Origin of the sequence: Cellulomonas sp. PhB150 (assembly GCF_003755175.1) — a bacterium.
GTDB lineage: Bacteria > Actinomycetota > Actinomycetes > Actinomycetales > Cellulomonadaceae > Cellulomonas.
On sequence record NZ_RKHX01000004.1, the window covers coordinates 154946 to 180490 of the forward strand.

The following is a 25545-nucleotide window of genomic DNA, read 5'->3' on the forward strand; positions in this document are numbered from 1 at the left end:
CCTCCGGGAGGGTCGGTCTCACCCGCGCGGGTCGGTCTCGGCGGAGGGGTCAGGACGTGAAATGGCGGCGGACGACGGCCGCGCCGGCCTTGGCGTACATGCAGTAGTCGTCGTTGCTCGCCGCGTCGGCCGACGAGTACAGCGTGGCCGGCCAGTCCCAGAGCATGAAGCCGCCCACCCAAGGGCGTTCCGCGCAGGCCGTGAGCATCTCGTCGAGGTAGGCGGCCTGCGCCTGCTCGCTCGGTGGGCCGACGAGGGTCCAGTCGTTCGGCCGCTCCGGCGACCCCTCGCGGCTCGGGCAGCCCGCCTCGATGAACAGGAACGGCTTGCCCTCGCGCTCGACGACCGCACCGATGCGGTCGAGCTGCTCGGGCCAGGTGCCCGTCGGGTAGTAGCCGCTGGCCGAGATGACGTCGACGGCGTCCCACCAGGTGACGTGGTCCTCCTGGTACTTGTCGCAGTTGTAGGTGACCAGCCCGTCGTAGACCTCGCGCACGTCCGCGATCAGCTCGCGCCAGTGCGCCTCCTGGGGGTCGGCGCGGACCATCTCGCAGCCGACGCAGAACATCTCCACCTGCAGCTCGGCCGCGAGCCGGGCGTGGTGGACGATGAACTCGCGGTAGGCGTCGAACCACTGCGCCCAGCTCGGCTCGCCCGGCACGTCCCAGTCGAAGAAGCCGATGTACGCGCGCCAGGTGCCGTCCGCGACGTTGACCACCGGCTTGAGGCAGACCTTGAGGTCGAGACGGCGGGCCCGGGCGACGGCGCCGCGGATCTCGTCGTCGGTGACGGTCGGCTCGTCGGCGAACGCGATCGTCGTCGACTGCGCCGTCGCCTGGAGCGCGCCGTACGCGAGGGTCACCCAGTTGGTGCCGAGCGCCGCCATCTCGTCCATCGAGTGCTGCGCATCGGGCGTGAGCCAGGTCCCCCGCACACCGGTCCAGCCCCAGGTCATCCCGCACACCGGTGCGTCCCAGCCGTCCACCTGCCTCGCCATCGAGACCTCCTTCGTCGACATCCACGGTAGCCGTGCGCGTGGCGCCACCCGTGCGCCGCGTCAGGGTGCCAGGGTCCAGGCATGGCGAAGAACCCGCTGCAGGCGGTCCTGCCGGACCGTCAGCGCCGCACGCTCGACGAGCTGACCGACGACCTCGACCTGTCGGCCGGGGACGTGCAGTCGAAGCGGTCGGCCTTCTGGGTGATGCTCGCGCTCTCCGCGGTGATCGCGAGCGCCGGCGTGCTGTCCGACTCCACCGCGACGGTCATCGGCGCCATGATCATCGCGCCGCTCTCGACGCCGATCATGGGCATCGCGCTCGGCCTGGCCAAGGGCAGCCGGACGGCGATCCTCGGTGCGGCACGGTTCGTCACGCTCGGGGCGCTGACGGTCATCGGGATCGGGGTGCTGTTCTCCCTGGTCGTGCCCAGCACCGTCAACCTGCTCGCGAACAGCCAGATCTCCGGCCGCACGTCCCCCGGGCTCCTGGACCTCGCCGCCGCGATCGCCACCGGGTTCGCCGGCGCGATCGCTCTCGCTCGCCGGGACGTCGCCGCGGTCCTGCCCGGGGTCGCGATCGCGATCTCGCTGGTCCCGCCGCTCGCCGTCGTCGGCATCTGCTTCGGGCAGGGCGCGATCGCGCTCGGGCTCGGCGCGCTGGTGCTGTTCCTGTCCAACCTGCTCGCCCTGGTCCTCGCGGGAACGCTCGTGTACGCCGCGACGGGGTACACGGCGGAGGCGGCGGCCGAGGCCTCGGGCCCGCGGCGGCGGACGTACCTGTCGATCGCGGTGGTGTTCGTGCTCGTCGCGTTGCCGCTGGTGCTCAACACCGTGGCGAACTACGTGCTGGCGGTCATGACCCAACGCGTGGAGGCCGCGGCCGACGCGTGGGTCGAGCCCGTGCCCGGCGCGGAGGTCCTCGGCGTGCAGGTCCAGGGCGACCGGGTGCTCATCGAGGTGCGGGCCCCGACGGACCTGCCGCCGACGCAGGACCTGCTCGACTCGCTCGAGGGCCAGGTGCCGTCCGGCGTGACGGTCCTGGTCGACACGTCGCTGGGTGAGCGGCTGCGCATCGGCGTCGTCGGCGACTGACGATCGTCAGCGCGAGGGCCGCCAAAGGACGACCGAGCCCGCCTGGGTGATCGCCCTCGGCGCCTGGGTCGGGCGGGGCTGGCGGGCGACGCGGCGGGTGGCGACGACGTCGCCTCGCGGGTCGGCCGTGAAGACTCGTCGGCCCGCGTCGACGAAGGCACGCAGGTAGTCGACCTGGTGGCGCAGCCGGTCCACCTCGGACTCGAGCTCGAGGATGCGCTTGATGCCCGCGAGGTTGACGCCGTCGTCCTGCGAGAGGCGCTGGACCTCGCGCAGGGTGGCGATGTCGCGCAGCGAGTAGCGCCGTCCGCGGCCGGCCGTGCGGGACGGGGACACCAGCCCCAGGCGGTCGTACTGCCGCAGGGTCTGCGGGTGCATGCCGGCCAGCTCGGCGGCCACCGAGATGACGTAGAGCGGGGTGTCGTCGGCCATTACTGCCTGGCTTGGTCCATGAGCCCGGCGCGGACGTCGTCGCCCGAGGTCGCGATGCCGAACGCCTGCACGGCCTCGCGCGCGGCGCCGCTCAGGCGCTGGGGGACGACGACCTGCACGGTCACCAGCAGGTCGCCCTTGCCGCCGATGCCGCGGCCCTTGACGCGCAGCACCCGACCGGAGGGGGTGCCCTCGGGGACCTTGACCCGCACGGGCGTGCCGTCGAGCGTGGGGACCTCGATCGTCGCGCCGAGCGCGGCCTCGTCGAAGGCGACCGGGACCGTGAGGCGCAGGTTGGTGCCGTCGGCGGTGAAGACGGGGTGCGGCGTGACCTTGACCGTCACGACGAGGTCGCCCGCCGGGGCTCCCGCGTCGCCGGGGCGGCCCTTGCCGCGCAGCCGGATCTTCTGGCCGTCGCGGACACCTGCCGGGATGCGCGCGTTGACCGTGCGGCCGTCGACCGACAGCGAGACGGTGGCGCCCTCCGCGACCTCGCGGAAGGGCAGCGTCACCGACGCGGACAGGTCCGCCCCGGGCTGCGGCCCGCGCTGGAAGCCGCCGGCCCCGCTGCCGAACATGCCGCTGAGGAGGTCCTCGAAGCCGCCCGCGCCGCCGGCCGAGCGGGCGCGGGCACCGCCTGCGGCACCGCCGCCGAACATGTTGCCGAACATGTCCTCGAACCCGGCCGTGCCGCCGCCGCGGCCACCGGCCTGGAAGCGGGCGCCGCCGGTCATCGCGCGCAGCTGGTCGTACTGCTGGCGCTGGGCGGGGTCGGACAGGACCGCATAGGCCTCGCCGACCTCCTTGAACTCCGCCTCCGCCTTCGCGTCGCCGGGGTTGTGGTCGGGGTGCTTGGTGCGGGCGAGCTTGCGATAGGCCTTCTTGATGGTCGCCGCGTCGGCGTCCTTGGCCACGCCGAGGACGCGGTAGAAGTCCTTCTCGATCCAGTCCTGCCCAGTCACCGAGCCTCCTTGTGTGTCTGTGGTGCGACGCCGCGCCCGGGTCTCGGGCGCGGCGTCGCGGGGGTCACGCCTCGGGGTCGACGACCGCCACGCGTGCCGCGCGGATGACGCGGTCGGCCGTGCGGTAGCCCGGCTGCAGCACGAGCTGCACGGTCGGCTCGGTGACCTCGGCGGAGTGCGAGTGCATGAGCGCCTCGTGCACCGCCGGGTCGAACGCCTCACCGACAGCGCCGTAGCGCTGCACGCCGAACCGACCGAGCGTCGCCTCGAGCTTGTCGGCGATCGACGCGAACGGTCCGGTGAGGTCACCGTGCTGGCGAGCCAGCTCGATGTCGTCGAGCACCGGGATGAGAGCCTCGACGACGTTCGCGACGCCGCGCTCCTGCGCGGCGAGCGCGTCCGCCTTCGAGCGCTTCACGTAGGCCGAGTACTGCTGCTCGAGGTTGTAGTGCGCCGCGTTGGCGCGCTGCACCTCCTCGAGCCGCTCGGCGGCGAGCTTCTGGGCCTCGATGAGGCCCTCGAGCACGATCGCCTCCTCGGCGTCGGCCGCGACCGACTCAGCCTCGGCGAGGACCTCGTCCTCGGGAGTCCGGTCGTCGGGGGTCTCGGCCGTCACTTCTTGTCGTCCTCGTCGTCCACGATCTCGGCGTCGACGACGTCCTCGTCCGGGGCGGAGTCGGCCGGAGCCTCGTCGGACGGGGCCTCGTCGGCCGAGCCCTGGTTGGCGTAGATCGCCTCGCCGATCTTCTGCGCGACCGTCGAGAGGTTGGCCGTCTTGGCCTTGACCTCGTCCGCGTCCGTTCCCTCGAGGGCGACCTTGAGCTCGCCGACCGCGGCCTGGACCTCGGTCTTGACGTCCTCGGGCAGCTTGTCCGCGTTGTCGACGAGCAGCTTCTCGGTCGAGTAGACGAGCTGCTCGGCGGAGTTGCGGGCGTCGGCGTCCTCGCGGCGCGCCTTGTCCTCGGCCGCGTGCTCCTCGGCCTCCTTGACCATGCGCTCGATGTCCTCCTTGGGGAGGGCTGAACCGCCGGTGATCGTCATCGACTGCTCCTTGCCCGTGCCGCGATCCTTGGCGGACACGTGCACGATGCCGTTCGCGTCGATGTCGAAGGTGACCTCGACCTGCGGCAGCCCGCGCGGAGCCGGCGCGATGCCGGTCAGCTCGAACGTGCCGAGCGGCTTGTTGTCCCGCGCGAACTCACGCTCGCCCTGGAACACCTGGATCAGCACGGAGGGCTGGTTGTCCTCGGCGGTGGAGAAGATCTCCGAGCGCTTGGTCGGGATGGCCGTGTTGCGCTCGATGAGCTTGGTCATCACGCCGCCCTTGGTCTCGATGCCGAGGCTCAGGGGGGTGACGTCGATGAGCAGGACGTCCTTGCGGTCGCCCTTCATGACGCCGGCCTGCAGCGCGGCACCGACGGCGACGACCTCGTCCGGGTTGACGCCCTTGTTGGGCTCGCGGCCACCGGTGAGCTCGGTGACGACCTCGGTCACGGCGGGCATGCGGGTGGAGCCGCCGACGAGCACGACGTGGTCGATGTCGGCGAGCTTGATGCCCGCGTCGCGGATCACGGCGTTGAACGGCGCCTTGGTGCGGTCGATCAGGTCCTGCGTCAGCTGCTGGAACTGCGCACGCGTGAGCTTGGTGTCCAGGTGGACCGGGCCGTTCTCGCTCATCGACAGGTACTGCAGGGAGATGTTGGTGCTCGTCGCGGACGAGAGCTCCTTCTTGGCCTGCTCGGCCGCCTCACGCAGACGCTGCACGGCGATCTTGTCCTTGGACAGGTCGACGCCCGTGGTGTTCTTCACCTCGGCGGTCAGGTGCTCGACGATGCGGTTGTCCCAGTCGTCGCCGCCGAGGCGGTTGTCGCCCGAGGTCGCGCGGACCTCGATCGTCGAGAAGCCGTCGTCATCCTTGCCCACCTCGAGCAGGGAGACGTCGAACGTGCCGCCACCGAGGTCGAAGACGAGGATGAGCTCGTCCTCCTTGCCGCGCTCGAGCCCGTAGGCGAGGGCGGCGGCGGTGGGCTCGTTGATGATGCGCAGGACGTTGAGGCCCGCGATGGCGCCCGCGTCCTTGGTCGCCTGACGCTCGGCGTCGTTGAAGTACGCCGGGACGGTGATGACGGCCTCGGTGACGGGCTCGCCCAGGTAGGCCTCGGCGTCACGCTTGAGCTTGGACAGCACCCGCGCGCTGATCTCCTGCGCGGTGTACTTCTTGTCGTCGATCGACTGCGACCAGTCCGTGCCCATGTGGCGCTTGACGGACGCGATCGTGCGGTCGACGTTGGTGACGGCCTGGCGCTTGGCGATCTCGCCGACCAGGACCTCGCCGGTCTTGGAGAACGCGACCACCGACGGCGTCGTGCGCGACCCCTCGGCGTTGGCGATGACGGTGGGCTCGCCACCCTCGAGGACGGCGACCACGGAGTTGGTGGTGCCCAGGTCGATCCCGACTGCTCGTGCCATGTGTGTGCCTTCTTTCGATCTCTGCTGCTGGGTCTGGCCCGCTAGGCGGGCCGCTCTTGAGTCCGCTGCGCTCAACCTTGCATCCGCTTCGATCTCGATGCAAGCCCTGCGGCGCAAACTTGAGTCTGTCTGGCTCAACCTTCGCTGAGGGCCGAATGTTCCCGATTGGGCTCAGGCCGAGCGGGTCGAAGGGTGTAGGTTCGCGTTGGAGTTGTCCGATTCGCGTTACCGTGTCCGGCGCGTGTCCGTTCGTCGCTTTACGGTGTCCGCGGAGGATGCTCAGCGCATGGGCTCAGAGGCTCCGGAGGTCCTTTTCTTCACCGCTGACGGCGGCGAGGTGCAGGTTCCCCTCTGCGACGCGGACGCGGTAGCGCTGGCATGGAGCATGCCGAAGCGCATCCCGCCGTACTACCGCGGTCAGCGCAACTACCCCGGACTCTTCTGGTCGTCGACGAACCTGGGGCACATCGTCTACGAGAGTCTGCTCGAGCTTGCCTGGCTCTGGCTCGCCGACTTCGATCCGCACGTGACGCGTATCGCGGCGCAGCCGATGCTGCTGATTGGCGACGACAACGGCCGAGCTCGAACCCGCTACCCAGACTTCCTTTGCCTCGACTCAGCCGAGGGCGTGCGCGTCGTCGACGTCAAGGCCCCGGCACTGCTCGAAAAGCGCGGAGCGAAGGAGGCTCTCGCGTGGACCGGATCGGTCATTCGCGATCGTGGCTGGGGCTACGAAGTCTGGGTAGAGGCTCCGCAGGTCACGCTCCGGAACGTGCGATTGCTGGCAGCGGCACGCCGGCCAGGCATGGTCCGAGACGTCGACATCGAGGCGGCAGTTCAACTGTGCCAGGCTCCCGGGTCAACGATCGCGGAGATCGAGCAACGCCTGGCTCGGCAGAGTGTTCAAGGTGCGCGGCTCGTGATCCTCGCCGCGCTGTGGATCGGCCTGCTGAAGTGCAACATGGCCGAACCCATCGACGCAGCGACCGTGGTGGCGGCGTCATGATGAGCCAGGTCGGCACGGTCGACGTAAGCGTCGGGGCCCAGGCGTGGTGGCAGGGCGAAGCCTGGCAGGTCGACTCGGTTGACATCGACGGCGTCGTCATCAGGCGCGGCAGCCGATTCCAACGCGTCTCTCTCACCCGCCTCGCTGATGGTCTGAGCTCACTCCACGATTCGGTCGACGAACTCAACTCCGATCTAAGCGAATTGGGCTCTGTCGCACTGTCCGCGCTGACGCCGGGAGCTCGGGAAGTCCTCGAGGCTCACGGGAGGGCGATCGCTCAGCTACTGGACGGCGACGGCCAGTGGGGACGCCGGATGGAGTCGACGGCGACTGCACTTGGCGTCGATGTCAGGACGGTGCGCCGGTGGGTGGCGTCGTACCGGCGCGCAGGTCTCGCCGGTCTCATCGACAGTCGCGCGCTGGAGAGGCGAGAACCGAAGATCGACCCCCGATGGGATGAGGCCTGCCTCGCCGCGCTGCGCAGCCACACGTACTCCTCGACACCTACGCGGGCCGCGGTCATTGATGAGGTCAATCGGCAGGTCGTCGCGGTGCACGGGACCGACGTCGCGCTGCCGCATCGCGCGAGCGCCTATCGACGACTCGCAGTGCTTGACAAGGGCCGGCACACGTTCGGGTCGGCCAAGTCACGGCGATCAGTAGCCGAGCGACCCGAGGGCGTTCTGGGACGGCTGCGTGCCGATCGGCCTGGTCAATACGTCGTCCTCGACACCAACGACCTCGACGTGTTCGCCATGGAGCCAGTGACGTGCCGCTGGGTAGCGGTGAAGCTGACGGTGGCGATGGACCTCTTCTCGCGATGCATCTTGGGACTGCGTTTGACGCCCGTGTCATCGAAGGCCGCCGATGTGGCGAACGTGCTGTTCCAGTGCGTCCGCCCCCAGGAAGCCGCGGGCACGGAATGGCCGTACCACGGCGTGCCGACGAATGTCCTAGTTGGAACCGAAGTGCCGGACGGTGTGCACCAGGAACGTATCGGCGGCAGACCGGCCGTGCTTCCCGAGACGATCGTTGTTGACCACGGCAAGCAGTACATGTCCGCGCACGTGATCGGCGCTTGCGCTCGACTCGGGATCTGCGTTCAGCCAGCGACCCCCGGCAAACCAACGGACAAGCCGACGGTGGAGAGATTCTTCAAGACCTTGCGACAGTCTCTGCTGCAGCACCTGACTGGGTACAAGGGACCCGACGTCTATTCGCGAGGCAAGGACGTCGAGAGCGGAGCGTTCTACTACGTCTCCGAGCTCGAGCAGATCATCCGCGAGTGGGTCGCCACCGTGTACCACCACAGCGAGCACGACGGCCTCGCGCTCCCAGAAGTGCCTCGGGCGAGGTTCACACCGGTGCAGATGTTCGAACTGGGACTCGCCCGCACCGGAAGCGTCACCTTTCCGCTCAACCCCGACCTCTCCTTTGAGTTCCTCGATGTCGAATGGAGGCGGCTCAACCACTACGGCGTCGAAGTCCGCGGGCTGCGTTACGACGGTCCGGGGTTGAACCCCTACCGGCTGACAACATCGAGCTATGGCGGCGCTCACGGCGGCAAGTGGCCGATCCACGTCGACACGCACGACGTCCGCACTGCCTGGTTCCGGGATCCTGTCGACGGATCGTGGCACGAGTTGACCTGGGAGCACGCCGCCGGTCTCGGCGCTCCGTTCAGCTCCGAGGCCGTTGACTACGCCCGGCGACTTGCCGCGGTCGAGGACCGGCTCGTCGACCCGGCTGCCGCCGTCCACGACCTCCTGACCGCGTGGAAGCGCGGCGAGGTGAATACGCGTCGCGAGCGCGTGCTGGCGAGGAGGCTCGCTTCACAGCAGCCGGACGCGGACGAATCTGCCACCCGCGACGTCGCGTCGCTGCCGGGCGTAGTCAGTCTGCTCGAGCGCCGGGTCGAACGAGCGGCGCCGCCCGATGACCTGGACGTCTTCGAGGCGCACCTACCTGTGGACGGATTCGAGGTGTTCGACGAATGAGCAACGAGTGGGCGGACTGGCTGTCTCGCAACGGAACGCGGCAGTTCCATCTCGCGCGCAAGGCGGGGTGGAACGCCTTCGTGCAAGCTGCCGGCCGCGAGCCGCTCAGGCGGCTAGACCGTGGCGCGTTGGCGCGGCTATCGCCGGTCGAGCGAGCCGACTACGACGAGGCGCGGACGGTGTGGAACGCGAACCTGCCGACGATCAGGACGTCGCAGCTCGTGCGCTCGTACTCGATCATGGATCAGGTCGTGGCCTCGTCCCGGCGCGATGGCGATCGCCTGCGCGGCTCGGTCGTCATCGACTCACCAGCTGGGGTGGGCAAGACGACGATCGCGACCCGGTACGCCCGCGACTTTCACCGCCGGATCTATGAGCGCGAAGGCGCGTTGACCGACGAGGGACACCAGCGACTCCCCGTGGCGTTCATTCCGCTGTCGGCCGGTGTAACGCTGAAGGGACTCAATACGAAGATTCTGGAGTTCTACGGGCATCCAGGCGCCCAGCGAGCGAGCACCACGGCGCTCGGGAGCCTCGCAGTCGACTGCGTGCTCTCCTGCCAGACTCGGATGATCGTGATCGATGAGTTGCACTTCATCGACTTCAAGCACCGCAACGGCATGGAGGTTTCTAACCACCTCAAGTGGTTGGCGAACGAGATGCCAGTCACGTTCGTCTACGTCGGAATGGAGCTGGAGGCCAAACGCTTCTTCGACGAAGGGCTGCTCCCCGACCAGTCGACCTACGCACAGACAAGCCGCCGCGCAACCCGGTGCCCCGTCAGCCCATTCGACATCTCGAGCGATTCCCACTACCAGGCGTGGAACTACTTGCTTCGTGCGTTCGAGGAGCACATCGTGCTAGCCGACGCCCGGCCCGGGATGCTGACGGAGCTTGCCAATGAGCTGTTTCGGCGGACCCAGGGATTCCTCGTCTCGCTCACGAACATCATCGACCGGGCGTGCTGGATCGCGATCGCGACCGGGACCGAGCGGATCGACGAGACCGTGCTCGCCGCCGTCACCGTAGACAACGCCGGTGAACGAGCAGCCAGCCGGCGCTGACCGTCGCGGCCGCAGTGGACGCGCGCCGCATCGCGCGCGTCCACTGCGGGAGATCCCTGGCGGATTCGACATCACTGAGTGGCCGATCAGCGTGCCCACTTTTGACGGCGAACTCGCGGAGTCGTGGCTATCCCGCGTCGCGGCTCGCTATCAGGTCACGCCCTCTGCCCTGCTCCACCTCGCCAACGGCGGGCCGGTCACCTTGTCCCCGGCCAACACCGCACAGGTGACGACCGCAATCGCGAACCTCGTCCGTGCTCGCAAACCTCCGACGCTGTCGAACGAGCAAGACGACGAAATTCGTCGTTGGGCGGCAACATACGGCCGAAGGACACGGAAGCGTCAAGGTGCGTCGTTCTGCCCCCGTTGCCTGAGTGACCCCACACCGTACTGGCGTGCCGAGTGGTCCGGCGCGCTCTCCTTGGTCTGCCGACGGCACAGAGTGCTGCTCGTGGAGACCTGCCCGACGTGCGGCAAGCGGCCGTTCGGGACGCACTCATCGTGGACGCAGCGAATCTCCTCGATGTGGATGTGCCCGTCGCGGCGCGACGAGGACATCCGCGCGCACCGTACGCGCCGCGCTTGGTGTGAAACCGACCTGCGTACGGTTCTCGCGCCGCCCGCAAGCCCGACGGAGCTCGACGCAATGCTGCTCCTTCATGAGGCGCTCGACGCTGGCGCCCAGGCTCCTCGCGATGTCGCGACGGCCATGCACTGGACTGCGACGTCAGGAGAGCGCGCACACGCGTACTTGGAACTCATCGACGAACAGGTGCCAGCAAACCGGTGGCCAGACACATCCGCTCGCGAGCTGGTCTCTGCCGTGGGAGTCGCCGCGCAGATCATCACGGCCGACTCGCTCGAGCACGTTGAGGCTCTTGCCGCGCGACACGGGGTGCTCGACCCCGTCGGCTCCCACACGCCGATCTGGCCGAAGGAGCACGACATCCATCCTCGCAATCCCCTGCTGATGTCGCTACGCCTCGGATCCTTGTCCGCGCACCTGTCGCTGTCCCAACAGCTGATGTACCGCACCGCGTCCGAGCGGCCCCGCGCGCCGGTGCGGGTCGAACATCGGGCCGGCGGGCGACGCCTCACCGAGGGGACGTGGCCCGCCCGCGGCTGGGTCCCGCCCGTCCTGTGGGACGGCGAGCTCGCCGATCATGTCGTTGCGGCCGGGTCGTACGGCCCAGCCGCGCTCTCGCTGGCCCTGTCCAAAGTAGGTTCTAGCGTGCCCCTGCGCGCGATCGCGGTTGATCTTGGGCTGCCCGCGTGGCTCGCAGATCGTGTGGCCGCCATCCTGGGCGGCCGGTCGCGCCCAGATCAGGAGCGATTGGCCCGCAGCCTCGAGCAGTTGTTCGCCCGCCTCGAGGCGAATCCGCCGCCGGTCAACTACTCGAAGAGGGTGGCCGTGGCGCGCGACTTGGCAATGGTCCGGGCTGCCGCGGTCGAGGCGGCAGCCTTGCAGTTGGTGGCGCTGGACGAGCGCGGCGAGGCCGGCGCGACCGTAGCCCTGTGGGTCGCGTACACCGGTTCGCACCCGCGATTTTGCCCGCTCCTGGTTCCGGGTCAGAGCACTCCGTCGCTGCCGCCCCGGGTTGACCGCACCGACTTCCTCAGAATCGGCTTCCAGCTACTGCCGCACGGGGAGCGCGAGCCTCTCGCATGGTCGCCGCCATGAAGGAATCCATTCCATCCGTCCAGCTCGATCACGGGCCGGCGACGACGGACGCCGACGGCTGGATACGGTGCGCCGGATCCCGTTCTCTCGTACGCGATGCATCGACTGCTGTCATCGGCCAGCCGCTCGCAGGAGCGGCAAATCGACGGCGCCAGAGTCGCCCTCGTAGGGCCGGACCGCGACTGGTACTCCGAGGCGGGAGACAACGCTAGACGCGTCCTCGCGGGCGCTGCGCACCGAGTCGCCTCCGCCGGCCACCCCACGTCTGAGTCGCTCAAGTTCACACTCGGCGTCGAGGGCTACCCCGACTGGGAGATCGCCTTCTGAAGGCGCGCGGCATACGACGTCACGTCGAAGGCTCGACAACGATGCCGAGCCCCGTGACGTGGCCGTCAACATCCAGAAAGGCCACGTCGAGACTGTCAGGGGCTTCTAGGAAGTCTGCTACGCGCACGAACTGGCGGATCACGCCGAGCGGCACCTGACCTGGCAGATGGATCGCAATCTCCAGACCAGCGGTGTCTCGTTCATCGCTCATGACCGCGCCTCACGTCCGATGCCCTACTAGCGGGGCAGACATTGGTGCCCTACTCGTATGACATCACAGGCGTGCCAGTGGATCCGCAGACTGTCGAACCCGAACGGCGCGCAGCCTGGTTTCAAAGCCGGCAGCAGGTGGGCTCGAACGTCCGGCGGCTCCGGCTCGCGGCGGGCCTCACTCAGGAGGCTCTCGCGCTCGAGAGCGGGCTGAGCCGGAACGTACTCATCGAGTTGGAACATGGCCGGCGCGGCGTTCTGTTCGAGCGGCTGTTCGACCTCGCCGAGCCGCTGGGAACGACCGTCGGCGACCTCGTCGCCGCCGTCCCATCGCCTGACTCGTAGCGGCCAGCCCGAGCGCCTGCCGGGCGCCCGACGACCCCGCATACCGCCCCAGGTTGCACCGGGTGCTGCGGACGTAACATCTGGCGTTACATTTCCAGAATGCTGACCACCCATCAACGCACTGTCAACGATCTGTTCGCAGGCCAGTGGGGGCTGCTCACGACCGCTCAGGCGGTGGATCGCGGAGTGTCACGGATGCAGTTGTCGCGGATGGAGAGCGCGGGCCTCCTCGACCGCGTCGCACACGGCATCTATGCGTCGCCAGCGGTCCGCGGAGACGAACTGCTCGACCTGCGGGCAGCGTGGCTGTCGCTTTCGCCGAAGGAGCTCGTCGAACAGCGGCTCACAGATCTGGCGTCCACCGGCGTCGTTTCCCATGCGTCGGCGGCGCGCCTGCACCGGATCGGCGACCTCATCGCGGACGAACACGAATTCCTGCTGACTCGGCGAGTTCAGTCCACCCGGGTGGGGCTGCGTGTGCGCCGCGCACGACTCGAGGAACGGGAGGTCACTCTCGTCGCAGGCCTGCCGGTGACCACCGCGGCTCGCACGATCGTCGACCTGCGCCATATCGGGACCGACCCAGGCCTGCTCGGTGACCTAGCCGCCGACGCTGCGCGCGCCGGGCTGATTCCACGCGCCGACTCGAACGCACCGGGCGCCACCGCAGGCCATGTTTCGAGCTCAGACCAGCGCCCCGGCTGAGATCTCATCACGCGGCCGATGACGCAGAGCGGTCGTGTCCGAGGATCCGTGCGCCGGCTCAGGGGCTCATTCCTCAGATCGACATGCTCGAACCGGTGCCTCGGTCGACGGCCTGCAACAGCTCGCGGACCGCGATGTCGTACTCGTTGAATGCGTGGACGTAGAAGACGTCTGTCATGTCCTGGGGCCCGACGTCGTCGAAGGCACTGATGAGTTGACGCAGGCCGTCCACCACCTCGAGCACCTGCTCGCCTACCGCCAACCCGCGTGGGCTCTCTGGAGCAACGACCGACTGCTGTCGGAGCAGCACGACTCCCACTCCCGTGGGCTCGCCATCAACGGTCACGGAGATCGCAGCGCCCGTCATCTGCACGCGCCGCACGACCGCTTCTGCGCCTAGGGCAAGTTCGGCGATTTCGACTACTTCCACGCATTCAACGCTAGACCCACCGTCCAGTCCGGCGGCCGAGCGCGGGCTGCCTGCCGCCTACAATCCCCGTGCACGGCATGGCTCACCCCGCTCCAGGCGTCGAAGCGGTCGACGAAGTCGCCCTGCACGGTTCCCACGAACGGTAGGGCCCCGAATGCATGGCGGCTCGCACTGTTGCACAGCCAGATCGTCGGTCGGGCCGACGACCGGCGGCGAGCACCAGGCGTGAGCGTCACGCTGCCGTGCTGCCCAGCGGCATGACCGTGCGTCCTCGCTGGTTCGCCGGCGGATCTCGCCTCCGCGACTTCCGGTACGTGCCCGTCAACGCGCACGCCGCGGCATGGACGGCCGCTAGGTTCGCCGTATGCCGACACCCGCAGAAGTCGAGGACCTGCTTGCGCTGGGCCGCGAGTCGCGCTCGTTCGAGGTCAAGGGCCCGGGGTTGCTGACGGACTTGGCGTTCTGCGCTCGGGTCGCGCGCGCGGTGATGGCGATGGGCAACCTGCGAGACGGAGGCCTGGTATGCCTCGGGATCAACGACAAGGCCCTTAGCTCGATGCTGCCGGGGCTTACCGACGAGCAGCTGGCGCAATGGTCCGACTTCGACAACGTGAGCGACGCGATCGCGCGGTTCACCCGCCCGGCCGCAACGTTCGCGTTGCAGCCGCTCGAGTTGTCCACGGGTGCGCACGTGGTGGTCCTCGACGTCACCGAGTTCGAGGATGTCCCGCACGTTTGCGAACGAGACCACTCGGACATCCTGCGCCGCGGGGCCCTCTACGTGCGTCCGCGAGGCAAGCCACGGTCGGAGCACGTGCCCTCGAGCGAGGAGATGCGCGAACTGCTCGAACTGGCGACCGACAAGCGCGTGCGCGCCTTCATCGGCCGTCTCGGGGCGGTGGGGCTTCTCGGGACGAGCAGCGCTCCTCCCAGCGGGGAGCAGGAGTACACCGGTGAGGCCGCAGCCGCGTGGGCGGAACCCAGCGAGGTGCTGCAGGGGGTCGTCACGCTCGGGCACTTCGACGTCGCTGTGCGTCCCGAGCCGTTCGAGGCCGGCCGGGTCGCTCTGCACGACCTCGAGGAGCTCGTCACCGAGTCCACCGTTCGGCTAAGGGGCTGGCCCGTGCCGTTCACGTCAACGCGCGACTCGTTGATCCGCACTGCTGGGTGGATCGGTCAAGACATCAGACCTAACCGAGTGCCGCACGCCGAGGCGTGGCGGCTGTGCACCAGCGCACAGTTCCTCCACCGGCGGGCGCTCGCCACGGACCTTCGCGACAGTGCACAGCTCACGCCGGACATCCCCGGCGCGACCGGTGCCGTCGCCGTGTGGGACGTGCTGCTCTACCTGGTCGAGCTTGCCGAGTTCGGCGCTCGGCTCTCTTTCGAACTCGGCGGCGTGCCGATGACGTTCCGAATTGCGCTGCGCGGCATGGCGGGCCGGCAACTCATCTCGGGTGACTGGGAGCGCGAGTTGCACTCCGACTACCGCACGGCCAGCGCGACGCTGGAGCACGTCGAGCGTTTCGACGCGACAGAGCTCGTCGCCGACTCCCGGGCCGCGGGCGTGCGACTCGCCCAGGCGATCCTGCGACTGTTCGGTCTGAACTTGCCCGACCAGACGTTGCGCGACTGGCAGGAACGTGTCCTGCATCCCGGCTGACGCCGCGCTCGGCGACCGCTGCGGCGGCGGGCCGGGCGCACTCGCTCGTAGGCGTGACCAGCGGCGCTGCGCGTCTAAGATCCGCGCGGCGCATCTGTCTTGTGGTTCACCTGGGCAAGACTGTCAACTGTGACCAGCAGCGACGACACGGCACGCCCCCGGCCGAGATTCCGCACCCGCGTACAGACGTCGGTCGGGCCTGTCGACCCCGAAGCGCTGTTTGGCGAACTCCCGCGAACACCCAAAGGGGTCGGAGCTTTGTGGTCTCACCAGGCTGACCAGCTTCGCGAGTACGCCAAGGATCACCGCGAAGCAGCGGACGTGGCGCTCGAACTGCCGACGGGCTCGGGCAAGACGTTGGTGGGCCTACTGGTCTCGGAGTGGCGCCGCCGCGCATTGGGTCAGCGTGTGGTGTACGCGTGCCCGACCAAGCAACTCGCCCGTCAGGTAGCGCAGAAAGCGCACGACCAAGGCATTGGCGCGGTGCTGCTGATCAACTCGCACACGACGTGGGATACCGCGGATCTAGCTCGCTACACCCGCGGCGACGCCATCGCGATCACGACCTACAGCGCGATCTTCAACGTCAACTCCCACCTGAGCGACGCGCAGACCCTCGTGTTCGACGACGCGCACGCGGCTGAAGGCTACGTGGCCGCGGCGTGGGCGCTGAGCGTCCCCACAGCGCTAAACGAGTACGCACTTCTGTTCGACGCTCTCGGAGATGCGGTGGAGCCGGCGTTCGTCGAGCGCATGGTAGCGCCGCCCGGCCCGGCGGCCGACGGCTCGGAGGTCCGCCTGATCCCCGTGGCGGCGGTCGCCCACCGTGCGGCCGACATCGACCACGCACTGGCCGGACTGACCGGTGACGCGTCCTACCGACTGCGGATGCTGCGCCCGAGCCTGGGCTCGTGCTTGTTCTACGTCTCGCGTCAGGAGTTCTACATCCGCCCGATGATCCCGCCGACGTTCCAGCACCAGCCGTTCACCGAGCCCGTGCAGCGGGTGTACCTGTCGGCAACGCTCGGCGACGCCGGCGAGCTGGAACGAGCATTCGGCAGGTCGGGCATCCGCACGGTCCACGTTCCGCCCGCCTGGGAGCGCACCGGGAGCGGTCGACGCTTCTTCATCTTCCCGGAGCTCGCCGCGGCGGGCACCGCGCCCCTCCTCGCGGACGCGGCGGTGTCCGAGGACGCCGACACCACGGTGGTCGAGCACGCCATGGCAGCCCTTGTCGCGCCCGCGACGGACGCGGGTGTCGTGGGAGACCTCATGGCTCTGGCCGACAAGCGACTGCTGCTGACGCCTGACAACGACTCGGCCACGGCGATCGCCGACGTCCTCTGTGTGCCGGCCGACGAGCGCTTCACGGCGAAGGACGCGGACACGGGCATCCAGCCGTTCATCGACGCGAACCGTGGCGCGCTCCTGGCACCCAGCCGCTACGACGGCATGGACCTGGCCGCCGACGCGTGCCACCTCATGCTCATGTCAGGGCTGCCGGCGGCGTCGCACCTGCAGGACCGGTTCTTCGACACCAAGCTGCGGGCGCCGGACATCCTGCAGGAGCGCATCCGCACTCGGGTCCTGCAGGGCGCCGGTAGGTGCACGCGCGGCCCGAAGGATTGGTCGGTCGTGGTCATCATCGGCGAGGACCTGTTGCGGTTCCTTTCCCGCGCAGAGGTGCGCCGTTCCTTGCCTGCCGAGCTGCAGGCTGAGCTCACCTTCGGCTTCGAGCAGAGCGAAGCCTCCGCCGACGAGATCGTGGAGCTGGCACGCAGCGCGCTGCATCAGGACGAGATCTGGCAGGAGGACGCCGAGCCCGAGCTCGCCCGGCTACGACGCGAGGCGACACGGGCGCCGCAGCCGAACGCCGCCGAGCTCGCCGCCAGCGCACGGCTCGAGGTCAAGGCGTGGATGCACGCCTGGAAGCTCGAATGGGAGTCCGCCGCCATCGCGGCCATCGAGGTGCTCCAGAACCTCACCGCTCCGTCGACCCGGCCGTACCGCGGCTTGTGGGCCTACCTCGCCAGCGCGTGGTTCTCGCTGGCGTCCCCCCACGACGGCTCGCCTCTCGCACTTCGCAGCGCCGAGCTGCTGCGACAGGCGCAAGGCGCCGCCACCGGCACAACATGGCTGAAGGAGGTCGAGGCCGCATCGGGTGCCACCTTCGGCAACGATCAGGCCGACGACGACGCCGTCGAGGCCATCCTGGACCTGATCGGCGGTCGGTACGCCTCGTCTACGAAGTTCATGAAACAGTCGTCGCAGATGCTGGCCGACCTCAACGAGCAGGACCACAAGAGGTTCGAGCCGGGCCTGGTCGCTCTCGGCACGTTCCTGGGCGCCGAGTCGTACAAGCCCGACCGCAAGGGCCGGGCCGACGCCGCGTGGGTGTGGCCGACCCTCTGGTTCACCGTCGAGGCGAAGAGCGAGCAGGAGGACGGCGGGATGCTGTCGATGGACTACGTGCGCCAGACGAACACCCAGCTGGCGTCGCTCGCCTCAGACCGCGGCGTCGACGCCGCCCCGGTCGCCAGCGCGTCCGTGGTGGTTACACCGCGCACGGTCATCGACCCCGACGCCGTCCCGATCGCCAATCTGCACGTGTACACCGCCGTTCCGCGGCTCCTGCTCGACGTCGGCCACGACACTGTCCGGGCGTGGAAGGACCTTCGTGGTCTCACACAGGGCGTGACCCGCGAGGTGCTGCGTGAGGAGGTCGCCCGCGTGCTGTGGAGTCACCGGGTCCTGCCTACCCAGGTACGAGAGCGGCTCACGTCGGACCCAATCCGTGTGGAGTGACGCATGAGCCGAGAACCTTGAACCTGACGCGCGGCCTGCTTCAGGGCTTTGCTTCGCCCTTGACCGGAAGGTCGTTCGGGCTACGACGAGACGGGTGCGGCCTACATGTCGGAAGGGATCGTGCGCGCTCCGGCGAGTGTCATCGCGACCACGTGCCGTGGTGCACCGTCGGCGTCGGTCGTCTCGACGATCTGGGCCCAGTTGTTCACCGATACCGAAGGTGTCTTCTTCGGGGTCTTCTTCAGGACGAGCAGAAACCCGACACGGGGTTCTGCTGCTTGGTAGGTAGCGGCTTGGTTCACGTATGACGTCTTGTCGGGCACCGGTTCCTCGCTCGAGTCCTGCTTGAGCTCGACGTACAGGTTGAAGCCGGGGAACGAGAACCGCATGTCGACGCGGCCGCCGGCGACGTGGCGGACTTCGGTGTCGACGCCGTGGAGGTAGCCGCTACCGCGGACGAAGGTGCGCAGGTCGCGGGCGAGGTCCTCTTCGCTGGCGGACGCGTCGAACAGGTATCGCGCTTCGCTGGGGCCGATGGAGGACCGGTCGTACAGGAATGTCATCAGAAGTGCGGTGATGAGGTCCACGGCGTCGGCGAGGTCGTCGAGGTCCCGGTAGTCAGCGGAAGCCTGCAGGTCGCTCCAGATGCGCTCGAGGGCCCGATTGACCAGCAGGGACGCGCTGGCGAGCTTCGTGCGGTACCGGCGGCGGGTTGCCGCCCAGAGTCGGCCCTCGGCGCCCGCCTCGCCTGTGTCGTCGGGGTTGTCGCGGTCAGCCGGCGGCTCGGCGCCGGCTGCCGCTTTTGGGTCGCGAACCGGCTTCCCCGCGGCCAGGCGACGTGCGGCCGCGTCGCGGATGTCGATGGCGACCGGAAGGTCGGCGAGCTCGTCCGCGGTCGCAGTGCCGTCCGCGGCGGCGGCTTCCATCTCCGCAACGCGTTGCCGCAGAACGTTGAACAAGCCCACCTCGCCAGCGAACCCGTTCTCGATGACCGGGGCAACGAGGACCTCAACGGCGCGGCCGTCGTCGTTGCGTCGCAGACCTGCGTACGAGCCACTGGTTCGGTATAGGTCGACGAGATCGTCGATGATGGGCACTGCGTGTAGCCAGGATGGCTCAGCGAACCGTTGCTGTGCGCCGGTGAGGCGGTCGGCAAGCAGGGTCCAGGTGGCCCAGGTGGTGCCGGAGACGTCGCCGGTCCAGTGGCCGCGGGCATAGCGTAGGTGCCGCAGCTCCCGGACTCCATCGGCCAGGCCGGAGGCGATGACCGAGTCGACGGTTTGGGTCTGGATGAGCCCTTGGATGAGTCGCGCGATGTTCGCGGTCACGTGTGCGTCGGGCCGGTTGTCGTGGGCAACGGCGGCTGCGAGGGCTACCAGCGCGTCGTCGATGTGGCGCAGCGCGGTCTCGTGGTCGACTGCGCGGAGCGCTTGGAGGAGCGCGACCCGGGCGAACATGACGCCGGAGTCCGACGATGAGACCGACTCAGCGTCGTCGTCGCTCAGCTCGGCGATGCGGTACGCCACGGGCAGGAGGTCGCCGGCCTCTGGCCACTGCTCGAAGCACGCCTGGACCACGCGCATGGCCGCGCGTGCATACGTGGCGGATCCCGTGCCGTCGTAGGCGGCGAGAAGCGCGAACAGGTCCCATCGGGGAGCCCAGCCGCCTAGCCGGAGCTGCGTGGACACCTCCAGAGCGTCGGCCGCCCGTAGCACCTCTGGCCCGGTCGCGCCGGCGCCTGGTGGTGTCGCCTGGGCGAGCACCTTGACGCCGAGACGTTCGCCGGCCGCCTCGAGGAGGCCGCTCGAGGAAAGGAACTGCTGGGCGGCGTCGGCGAACAGCGCGGGGCTCGTCGTGGCCGCGATGGCGTCGGCCAGCGCACGGGCCGCCGTGTCATAGTCGGCAGTGTGGGTGGGCGTGGCAGCGGTCGCGAGCTGGGCGGCCGCGTTGATGACCTCGGGGGTGTTCGCGGTCGCCGACAGGAACTCGGCGAGCGACGCGAGGTCGAGGCTTGGGCTGGGGTGCTCGTCATGGGTCGCCATGTGCGCTCCTCGTGCCCCTCGTGTTCACGTGAGGCCCGTGGTGTGCACCGGCCCGTGGATCGTCAGTCAACCATTCTGTGGGCGTCACCGTGCGGGCCCCGCGCCCACAGACAACCGGCCTGTCCCGGTACGCAATCGGCTACCGTCCGACGCCAGGCCACCACCAGCAGGATCGCCAGCGGCAGGAACAGGGCCATGAACGACACGATGGCCAAGGCTGCCCACGCCTCCGGCGCGCCTGCTCCAGCGCGAGGATCCGCTTGCCAGGAGTTCTCCTACCAGACGAAGTTCGTGCCGCGCCCGAGCCGGCACCTGTCCTCGCCGAGCAAGGCGACGAGTTCCTCGGTGTGACGGGTCCCGATGAACACCTGGATGTCGGCCGCCGTGGCTTCCCGCTGGAGCGCCTCGAGCATGACGTCGAGGTCGTCGATGGGAACCTCCTCGGCGCCCGGTGAGTCGACGAACAACAAGCCCGGGTGCCGTCCCACGCCACTGGCGTGGCCCTGCTTGATGAGGGCGATGGCCGTCGCCAGTTTGAGCCGCAGCTTCTCGCCCCGCTCGCAGGCCGAGTAGGCGTTGGTCTGCCCACCCTGGTAGACCGTCATCGTCGCCCCGCCTCCCAGGTCGACCTGGGTCAGGTTCGACATGCCGAACTCGCGCGCCAACCGGGTGATGTCCTCGCCCAGGTCGGACAGCCACTGGCGCTGGCCTTCCTGGACCCAGTTCGTGGTGATCTTCTTCGCCGAGTTGAGGACCACAAGATCGCCGGCGAGCACCTCGGCGCGGCCTTGATCCGGGCCGAGCTGTGTGCTGTCCGGCGCGAGGGCAGCGGCCGCGCCCTCAGCGCGGGCAAGGTCGAGCTGCGCCTGCTGCCGCGCCGCAGCAGCCCCCGTTGCGGCCCTGTTGGCCTCCAGAACCTGCCGCACAACCACGCGGCGCTCGTTGAAAACGGCCAGGCGAGTCTCCAGCGCAGCAACGCGCCGCTCCGCGTCGTCGCGCGCTGAGGCCAGTGCGTTCAGCGCGTCCGTCCGCCCTTCCGCGTCCTCGTCCTCATCGTCGTCGCTGCTGTCTCCGCCATCCTCTCCGTGGCCTGTGGGAACTTGGAGGTCGTCGACGAGGTGCTGGCGGTCAGCCTCCGGTACGACGGTCGCGACCACGACGTGCTCGCCCTGGGCGGCGATGTCCAACGTCGAGGTGCACACCGAGCACTGGTGCTGGTCTCGTTCAGCGTCCTGACGTTCCTTGGTGACCGGGCCGGCGCAGCGCGGACAGACGTGGGGTTGGAGCTGCTGGAAGAAGAAAGACGCATACGCGTCCTCGGCCTGCTGAACTCGGAGGGCCTGCTCCGCGTTGAACTGGGCTGTCGCCACCGACAAGCTGGACCGGGCAGCGAGCAGGCGGTGGTTGACGGAGGCGGTCTGATCGTCCAGGTCGGCGAGCTCCTCAACGGCTGCGGTGACCGCGTCGAGGTCGTACTCACTCGAGCTGATCTGCTCCAGTGCGTTCTGCGCCTTCGTGACCGCGTCCTCGGCGCGCTCGTGGGCCTCGTGTAGCGCGGTTGCGTGCTTCTTCGTGGCGTCCTGTAGGTCGGTGAGCTCAGCCTTCGCGACCGTCACCGCGGACGTCGCCTCGTTGCGAGCCGCAGCCCACTCGGCACCGGCGAACATCGACAACAGCCGCGCCGGCAACCCGGCGAACTTCTTGTCACCGAGGAGCATGTCGAGGTTGTCGCCACGGATGAGGAGCGCGCCGGCGTAGGTGGGCCACACGTGCTGGGTACGACGACCTTCCTGGGTGGCGGCGATCGCGGGCAGCCGCAGAGCGGCCATCATCGCCGAACCCATGACGTCTTCAAACGTGTCGTCGCTGTCGAACGTTCCGACGACCGTCTCGCCCGCACCAGACGTTCTGGTCAGCTGGCCGATGGGTCGGTCAGAGTTGTCGTGGTCGACGTCGAAGGTAACCCGGTGGGCGACACCGTCAATGGTCAGCCCGACCTCGACGTGGTCGACCCAGGCCCGCACCTCGTTCTTCAGGTCGCACCGCCCCCGCAGCGCCCACATCAGGATGCGCAGGGTGCTCGACTTCCCCCGCAGGTTCTCGTCGCTCCCGACGCCGTACAGGCCAGTACCGAGGTCCCAACTGAACGTGAACGGCACCTCTTCGCGGTAGTCGGTGTCGACCGCGACACCTGCGCTGGTGACACCGGTGAGCACCTTCGTCCCGCGGAACGCCAACCTCGTGAACCAGAGGTGGGCGGGCGTCGGCTGCGACGCCGACGTGCTGACCTGGTGCTTAGCGAGTATGGCCTCGAACTCTGCGAGACGGCCCTGGTCGCGGAGGTCTTCGGCGACGGCCTGACCGAGTCTGGTCACTGCTACTCCAAGGTCTCGTCGGCGATGCCGCCGGTGGTCTCGGGGGTCGCACCCGCTGCGGGCGCGGTCTGGCTCAGGAGCGCGAGTCGTTGGGTGACCTGCTCGCCGATGGATCCGATGGTCGTGCCCCAGACCGCGTCGGCGTACTCGTCCTGCAAGTACTGCCGCTCCTTGAGCTTCGTGCCGCTGTCCGTGCCAGCGACCTTGTGGACGAGCTGAGCCTGCTGCGAGTACCAGCTCAACACGTCGGTGGCAGCGAGCTCGTCGGCCTTCTCCGCACCGAACTCGGTGAGGAAGAACTGGTTGCGCAAAGGTTTCGGCGGGACGCCGCGGCGCCGCACCAACCCCAGCCCGTACGCCTGCAGGATGGCGAACGCGTCGTCGACCTCCTCGTAGGCGCCGTAGAACCACTTGGGCATCGGGTAGTGGTGCCACGCCGGCTCTGGGTCCGTGAGCAGGCCCTCCGCCACGGCCAGATAGCCGGCGTCCAGCGCGCCCGCTTCGACGGCCGTCACTAGCTCATCAGCGAGGTAGTCCGGGTTCCGCAACCAGAAGTCGAGCGCCTGCAGGCGCCGCTCGCTGCGGATGACCTGCGCCATGCCAGCCGGATCGCTGCCCCCGACCGGGTCTCCGCACACCCGCAGCAGCACCAACAGCCGGATGGCGTGCTGGGTCCGGGTCGCCGCATTCGGCGGCACGTCCCCGACCGTCAAGGCGCTCCCCTTCCGTGGACGCGTCGCGTCGCTCATCGACTCCGCGCCGACCGCTCAGGTTACGGGCAACGCCCACCACAAGGCGCGGTTTTGGTCGCCGCAACACCCTCGAACCCAGGTAGACCTCCACACGCCACCATCGGATTCGGAGAAACCCGGCAGATCGGCTCGCCCTCGCGCCACGCTGAGAATCCGGACACGAAGGCGAGTCACGCCCCTGTCGAGACGCAGGTCAGAGCGTCGGCTGGCGGACAAGTCGGGAGAGTTCCTACAGGGAAGACGCGCATGGAACCTCGTTGAGCGAACTCCGCAAGTTCCGGCCGAGGCGTGTCCGGGCGCTGCCACAACCGTTGGTCTTTCGGAGATGAGCTACTCGTCGAGAGCGTTACGGCGACAGCCAGGCGCGACCTCTGCACCCCCGTGGGTCGGGCCGAATCCAGCGGTCACGGGGTCAGTCGAGACGTCACGCGGGGGTCGCCGAGCGCGACGTGCTCGAGCTGGGCTGCGATTGCTTGGCTTGCCTGAAGGGTGTGCGCGCCGACGTACAGGCGGAACGTTGCCCCGTCTTTGGTCCATGCGAGAACGGAGCCGCCCTCGGAGTGCGGCACGTACCACGCTGGGGCGCCGTCGACCGTCGTGATGACTCGGCCGGGGAGTGCCCACGAGAGGCTGGCCGCGGGATTCTCCACAGCTCCTACCCGCACGTCGAGCGTCACTGCACCCGCCGGTACGTCCTCGTACCCGTCGACGACCCGCGATGGCGCGACGCCTGCGTACTCGGCGGTCCAGGTCCAAACCGTGCTCGGGCCGGCGGGGGTGGGGGCGATGTCGGGCACCCGGGTCATGCCAGGCACGGAAGCGTCGGTGCCGACGGTGACTCCCGTGAGCGGCGCCGTGTCGAGCCAGCTGGCAAGCTGCGCGACGGACATGCCGCGGGCGATGACGAACCATCGCACCCCGTCCGGCTCGGTCCACGTCATGAAGTGGTGCCCCGCCGGTGGCGTCAGGACGTGCGCGTCCGTCCCGCGCGTCGGCACGGTGCCGGTGGACTCGTGAGTAAACGGGTCGGCGACATCGGCGTACAGGGAGATCCCGCCGGAGCCGGCTGGGTCGTAGAAGATCGCGCTGGGGAACGCCTGCCCGCATGAGAACGTGTCGCTGCGAACGCGCAGGTGCTCGGGACCCTCTGACCCGATCAGGTAGGAAGCCGCTGCGAGCTCAGGCACTGACTGCAGCTTCGCGGCGCCGATCGCCTGGCTGGCAGGGCTGCCGCCCAACGCTTCTCTCATGCACTCGGGATTGTCTGCTGCTGCTGCTGGCATGACGAAGAGCGCCCCGAGCGGGGAAACGCCAGCTTCGGGAGACGGTGCACCAGTCGGCCACAGCGGGGCAGCCACGACCGCAACAGCCGCCAGGACCACCGCGGCCGCGCCCACCAGAACGAGCCGCCGACTACGGCGCACCGACCTCGGGCGATTCGGGCGGTCCAGATCCCACAGGTCACCCATCAGCGGGGCGTCCCGTTCGGTCGCCGCGTCGTCGAGCCAGCTCCGCGCGGACGCGAGACCTTCAGGGTCGACTGGGACACGCGGAGCGATCGCTGCGACGCGGTCGAGGATGTCGTTCATGTCGGGCTCCCTGCCGGTTCGGTGACGGTCCGTACGGATGGCTCCTCAACTGCGTCGGCCAGCCGGCGCCGCGCTCTGGACAGGCGCATCTTGAACGCGGCCTCCGAGCATCCGAGGACTGCTGACGCCTGTCCGGAGGTGAGTCCGTCCCATGCGACGAGCAGGATCGCTTCCCGGTCGTTGGCGGTCATCGCCGCCAGGGCGCGCAACAGCATCTGCCGTTCGTGAACCGCGGCGGCTGGATCGGTGGGCCCGGCGGGTGCGAGCCCGGCGAGGGCCGAGTGCAACTGTCGAGCCCGGTACTGCGATCGGCTGTGGTTGCGCACCGTGTTGCGGGCGACGACCAGTAGCCACGGAAGTGCCTCGCCTGGGACGTCCTCAAGACGGCGCCAAGCCACGAGGAACGTCTCCGCGACCACCTCTTGCGCGGTCTCGCGATCGACGTGGCGCATCGCGTACGCCTGAACGCGCCCAGCATGGCGCTCCCAGAGTGCGGCGAAGCGTTCCGCTTCGGTCAGTTGATCTCGGTCCACACTGGGAAATGTCCGGCACCGCTCAGAAGTAACAGGGGATCCGGCTGCTCCTTCAGGGCCGGCGCTCGT

The 25545-nt window shown here is 68.9% G+C and carries 21 protein-coding genes; 9 read left to right on the forward strand and 12 right to left on the reverse strand.

What is annotated here, in order from left to right; all coding sequences use genetic code 11:
- Positions 1–49 precede the first annotated feature (49 nt).
- A complete protein-coding gene (locus EDF34_RS13760; RefSeq protein WP_123372380.1) occupies positions 50–997 on the reverse strand; it encodes a 1,4-beta-xylanase in 948 nt (315 codons plus the stop codon).
- 81 nt (positions 998–1078) lie between these two features.
- On the opposite strand from EDF34_RS13760, the gene EDF34_RS13765 reads away from it, so the two are divergent.
- A complete protein-coding gene (locus EDF34_RS13765) occupies positions 1079–2089 on the forward strand; it encodes a DUF389 domain-containing protein (RefSeq protein ID WP_123372068.1) in 1011 nt (336 codons plus the stop codon).
- Between the two features lie 6 nt (positions 2090–2095).
- On the opposite strand, the gene EDF34_RS13770 is transcribed toward EDF34_RS13765, so the two are convergent.
- From EDF34_RS13770 to dnaK, 4 genes are all read right to left on the reverse strand, one after another.
- Positions 2096–2521, reverse strand: coding sequence for a heat shock protein transcriptional repressor HspR (locus EDF34_RS13770; RefSeq protein WP_123372069.1), 426 nt, complete (start codon positions 2519–2521; stop codon positions 2096–2098).
- Entirely contained in the window at positions 2521–3483 is a 963-nt protein-coding gene (locus EDF34_RS13775) for a DnaJ C-terminal domain-containing protein (RefSeq protein ID WP_123372070.1), read from the reverse strand. Before EDF34_RS13775 ends, EDF34_RS13770 begins: the two co-directional genes overlap by 1 nt.
- 64 nt (positions 3484–3547) lie before the next feature.
- Positions 3548–4099: a nucleotide exchange factor GrpE gene (grpE, locus tag EDF34_RS13780; protein ID WP_123372071.1), complete on the reverse strand. Its 552-nt coding sequence runs from the start codon at positions 4097–4099 to the stop codon at positions 3548–3550.
- Entirely contained in the window at positions 4096–5952 is a 1857-nt protein-coding gene (gene dnaK, locus EDF34_RS13785; protein ID WP_123372072.1) for a molecular chaperone DnaK, read from the reverse strand. Before dnaK ends, grpE begins: the two co-directional genes overlap by 4 nt.
- Positions 5953–6238: 286 nt before the next feature.
- Between dnaK and EDF34_RS13790 the strand changes: the two genes are divergently transcribed.
- Genes EDF34_RS13790 through EDF34_RS13805 form a run of 4 tightly spaced genes read left to right on the forward strand, consistent with a single transcriptional unit; the run spans position 6239 to position 11700 of the window.
- A complete protein-coding gene (locus tag EDF34_RS13790) occupies positions 6239–6958 on the forward strand; it encodes a TnsA-like heteromeric transposase endonuclease subunit (RefSeq protein ID WP_123372073.1) in 720 nt (239 codons plus the stop codon).
- Positions 6955–8955 carry a helix-turn-helix domain-containing protein gene (locus EDF34_RS13795; RefSeq protein ID WP_233575394.1) on the forward strand — a complete coding sequence of 667 codons (2001 nt, stop codon included), beginning with the start codon at positions 6955–6957 and terminating at the stop codon, positions 8953–8955. Before EDF34_RS13790 ends, EDF34_RS13795 begins: the two co-directional genes overlap by 4 nt.
- A complete protein-coding gene (locus tag EDF34_RS13800; RefSeq protein WP_123372074.1) occupies positions 8952–10019 on the forward strand; it encodes a TniB family NTP-binding protein in 1068 nt (355 codons plus the stop codon). The genes EDF34_RS13795 and EDF34_RS13800 overlap by 4 nt, the downstream gene beginning before the upstream one ends.
- Positions 9994–11700: a TniQ family protein gene (locus EDF34_RS13805; RefSeq protein ID WP_123372075.1), complete on the forward strand. Its 1707-nt coding sequence runs from the start codon at positions 9994–9996 to the stop codon at positions 11698–11700. Before EDF34_RS13800 ends, EDF34_RS13805 begins: the two co-directional genes overlap by 26 nt.
- Before the next feature lie 346 nt (positions 11701–12046).
- Here the strand turns inward: EDF34_RS13805 and EDF34_RS13815 are convergent, their stop codons facing one another.
- Entirely contained in the window at positions 12047–12238 is a 192-nt protein-coding gene (locus tag EDF34_RS13815; protein ID WP_123372077.1) for a hypothetical protein, read from the reverse strand.
- 77 nt (positions 12239–12315) lie between these two features.
- Here EDF34_RS13815 and EDF34_RS13820 point away from each other — a divergent pair, with 77 nt between their 5' ends.
- Positions 12316–12582 (forward strand): helix-turn-helix domain-containing protein, encoded by a 267-nt coding sequence (locus EDF34_RS13820; RefSeq protein ID WP_199737903.1) that lies wholly within the window; start codon positions 12316–12318, stop codon positions 12580–12582.
- A 99-nt stretch (positions 12583–12681) separates the two neighbouring features.
- Positions 12682–13287, forward strand: coding sequence for a type IV toxin-antitoxin system AbiEi family antitoxin domain-containing protein (locus EDF34_RS13825; RefSeq protein WP_123372078.1), 606 nt, complete (start codon positions 12682–12684; stop codon positions 13285–13287).
- A gap of 73 nt (positions 13288–13360) precedes the next feature.
- On the opposite strand, the gene EDF34_RS13830 is transcribed toward EDF34_RS13825, so the two are convergent.
- Positions 13361–13717: a hypothetical protein gene (locus tag EDF34_RS13830; protein WP_148076637.1), complete on the reverse strand. Its 357-nt coding sequence runs from the start codon at positions 13715–13717 to the stop codon at positions 13361–13363.
- A gap of 364 nt (positions 13718–14081) precedes the next feature.
- On the opposite strand from EDF34_RS13830, the gene EDF34_RS13835 reads away from it, so the two are divergent.
- Together EDF34_RS13835 and EDF34_RS13840 are read left to right on the forward strand one after the other, a co-directional pair.
- Positions 14082–15380, forward strand: a complete 1299-nt coding sequence (locus tag EDF34_RS13835) for a helix-turn-helix domain-containing protein (protein WP_123372080.1) — start codon at positions 14082–14084, stop codon at positions 15378–15380.
- A 129-nt stretch (positions 15381–15509) separates the two neighbouring features.
- A complete protein-coding gene (locus tag EDF34_RS13840; protein WP_158615093.1) occupies positions 15510–18185 on the forward strand; it encodes a DEAD/DEAH box helicase in 2676 nt (891 codons plus the stop codon).
- A gap of 101 nt (positions 18186–18286) precedes the next feature.
- Here the strand turns inward: EDF34_RS13840 and EDF34_RS13845 are convergent, their stop codons facing one another.
- The 5 genes from EDF34_RS13845 to EDF34_RS13865 form a co-directional block, all read right to left on the reverse strand.
- Complete coding sequence (locus EDF34_RS13845; RefSeq protein WP_123372082.1) at positions 18287–20227, reverse strand: hypothetical protein; 1941 nt, start codon at positions 20225–20227, stop codon at positions 18287–18289.
- A gap of 275 nt (positions 20228–20502) precedes the next feature.
- Positions 20503–22602 carry a hypothetical protein gene (locus EDF34_RS13850; RefSeq protein ID WP_123372083.1) on the reverse strand — a complete coding sequence of 700 codons (2100 nt, stop codon included), beginning with the start codon at positions 22600–22602 and terminating at the stop codon, positions 20503–20505.
- Between the two features lie 2 nt (positions 22603–22604).
- Complete coding sequence (locus EDF34_RS13855) at positions 22605–23351, reverse strand: hypothetical protein (protein WP_123372084.1); 747 nt, start codon at positions 23349–23351, stop codon at positions 22605–22607.
- 407 nt (positions 23352–23758) lie between these two features.
- Positions 23759–24943 (reverse strand): hypothetical protein, encoded by a 1185-nt coding sequence (locus EDF34_RS13860; protein ID WP_148076638.1) that lies wholly within the window; start codon positions 24941–24943, stop codon positions 23759–23761.
- Complete coding sequence (locus tag EDF34_RS13865; protein WP_123372086.1) at positions 24940–25476, reverse strand: RNA polymerase sigma factor; 537 nt, start codon at positions 25474–25476, stop codon at positions 24940–24942. The genes EDF34_RS13860 and EDF34_RS13865 overlap by 4 nt, the downstream gene beginning before the upstream one ends.
- Positions 25477–25545 lie beyond the last annotated feature (69 nt).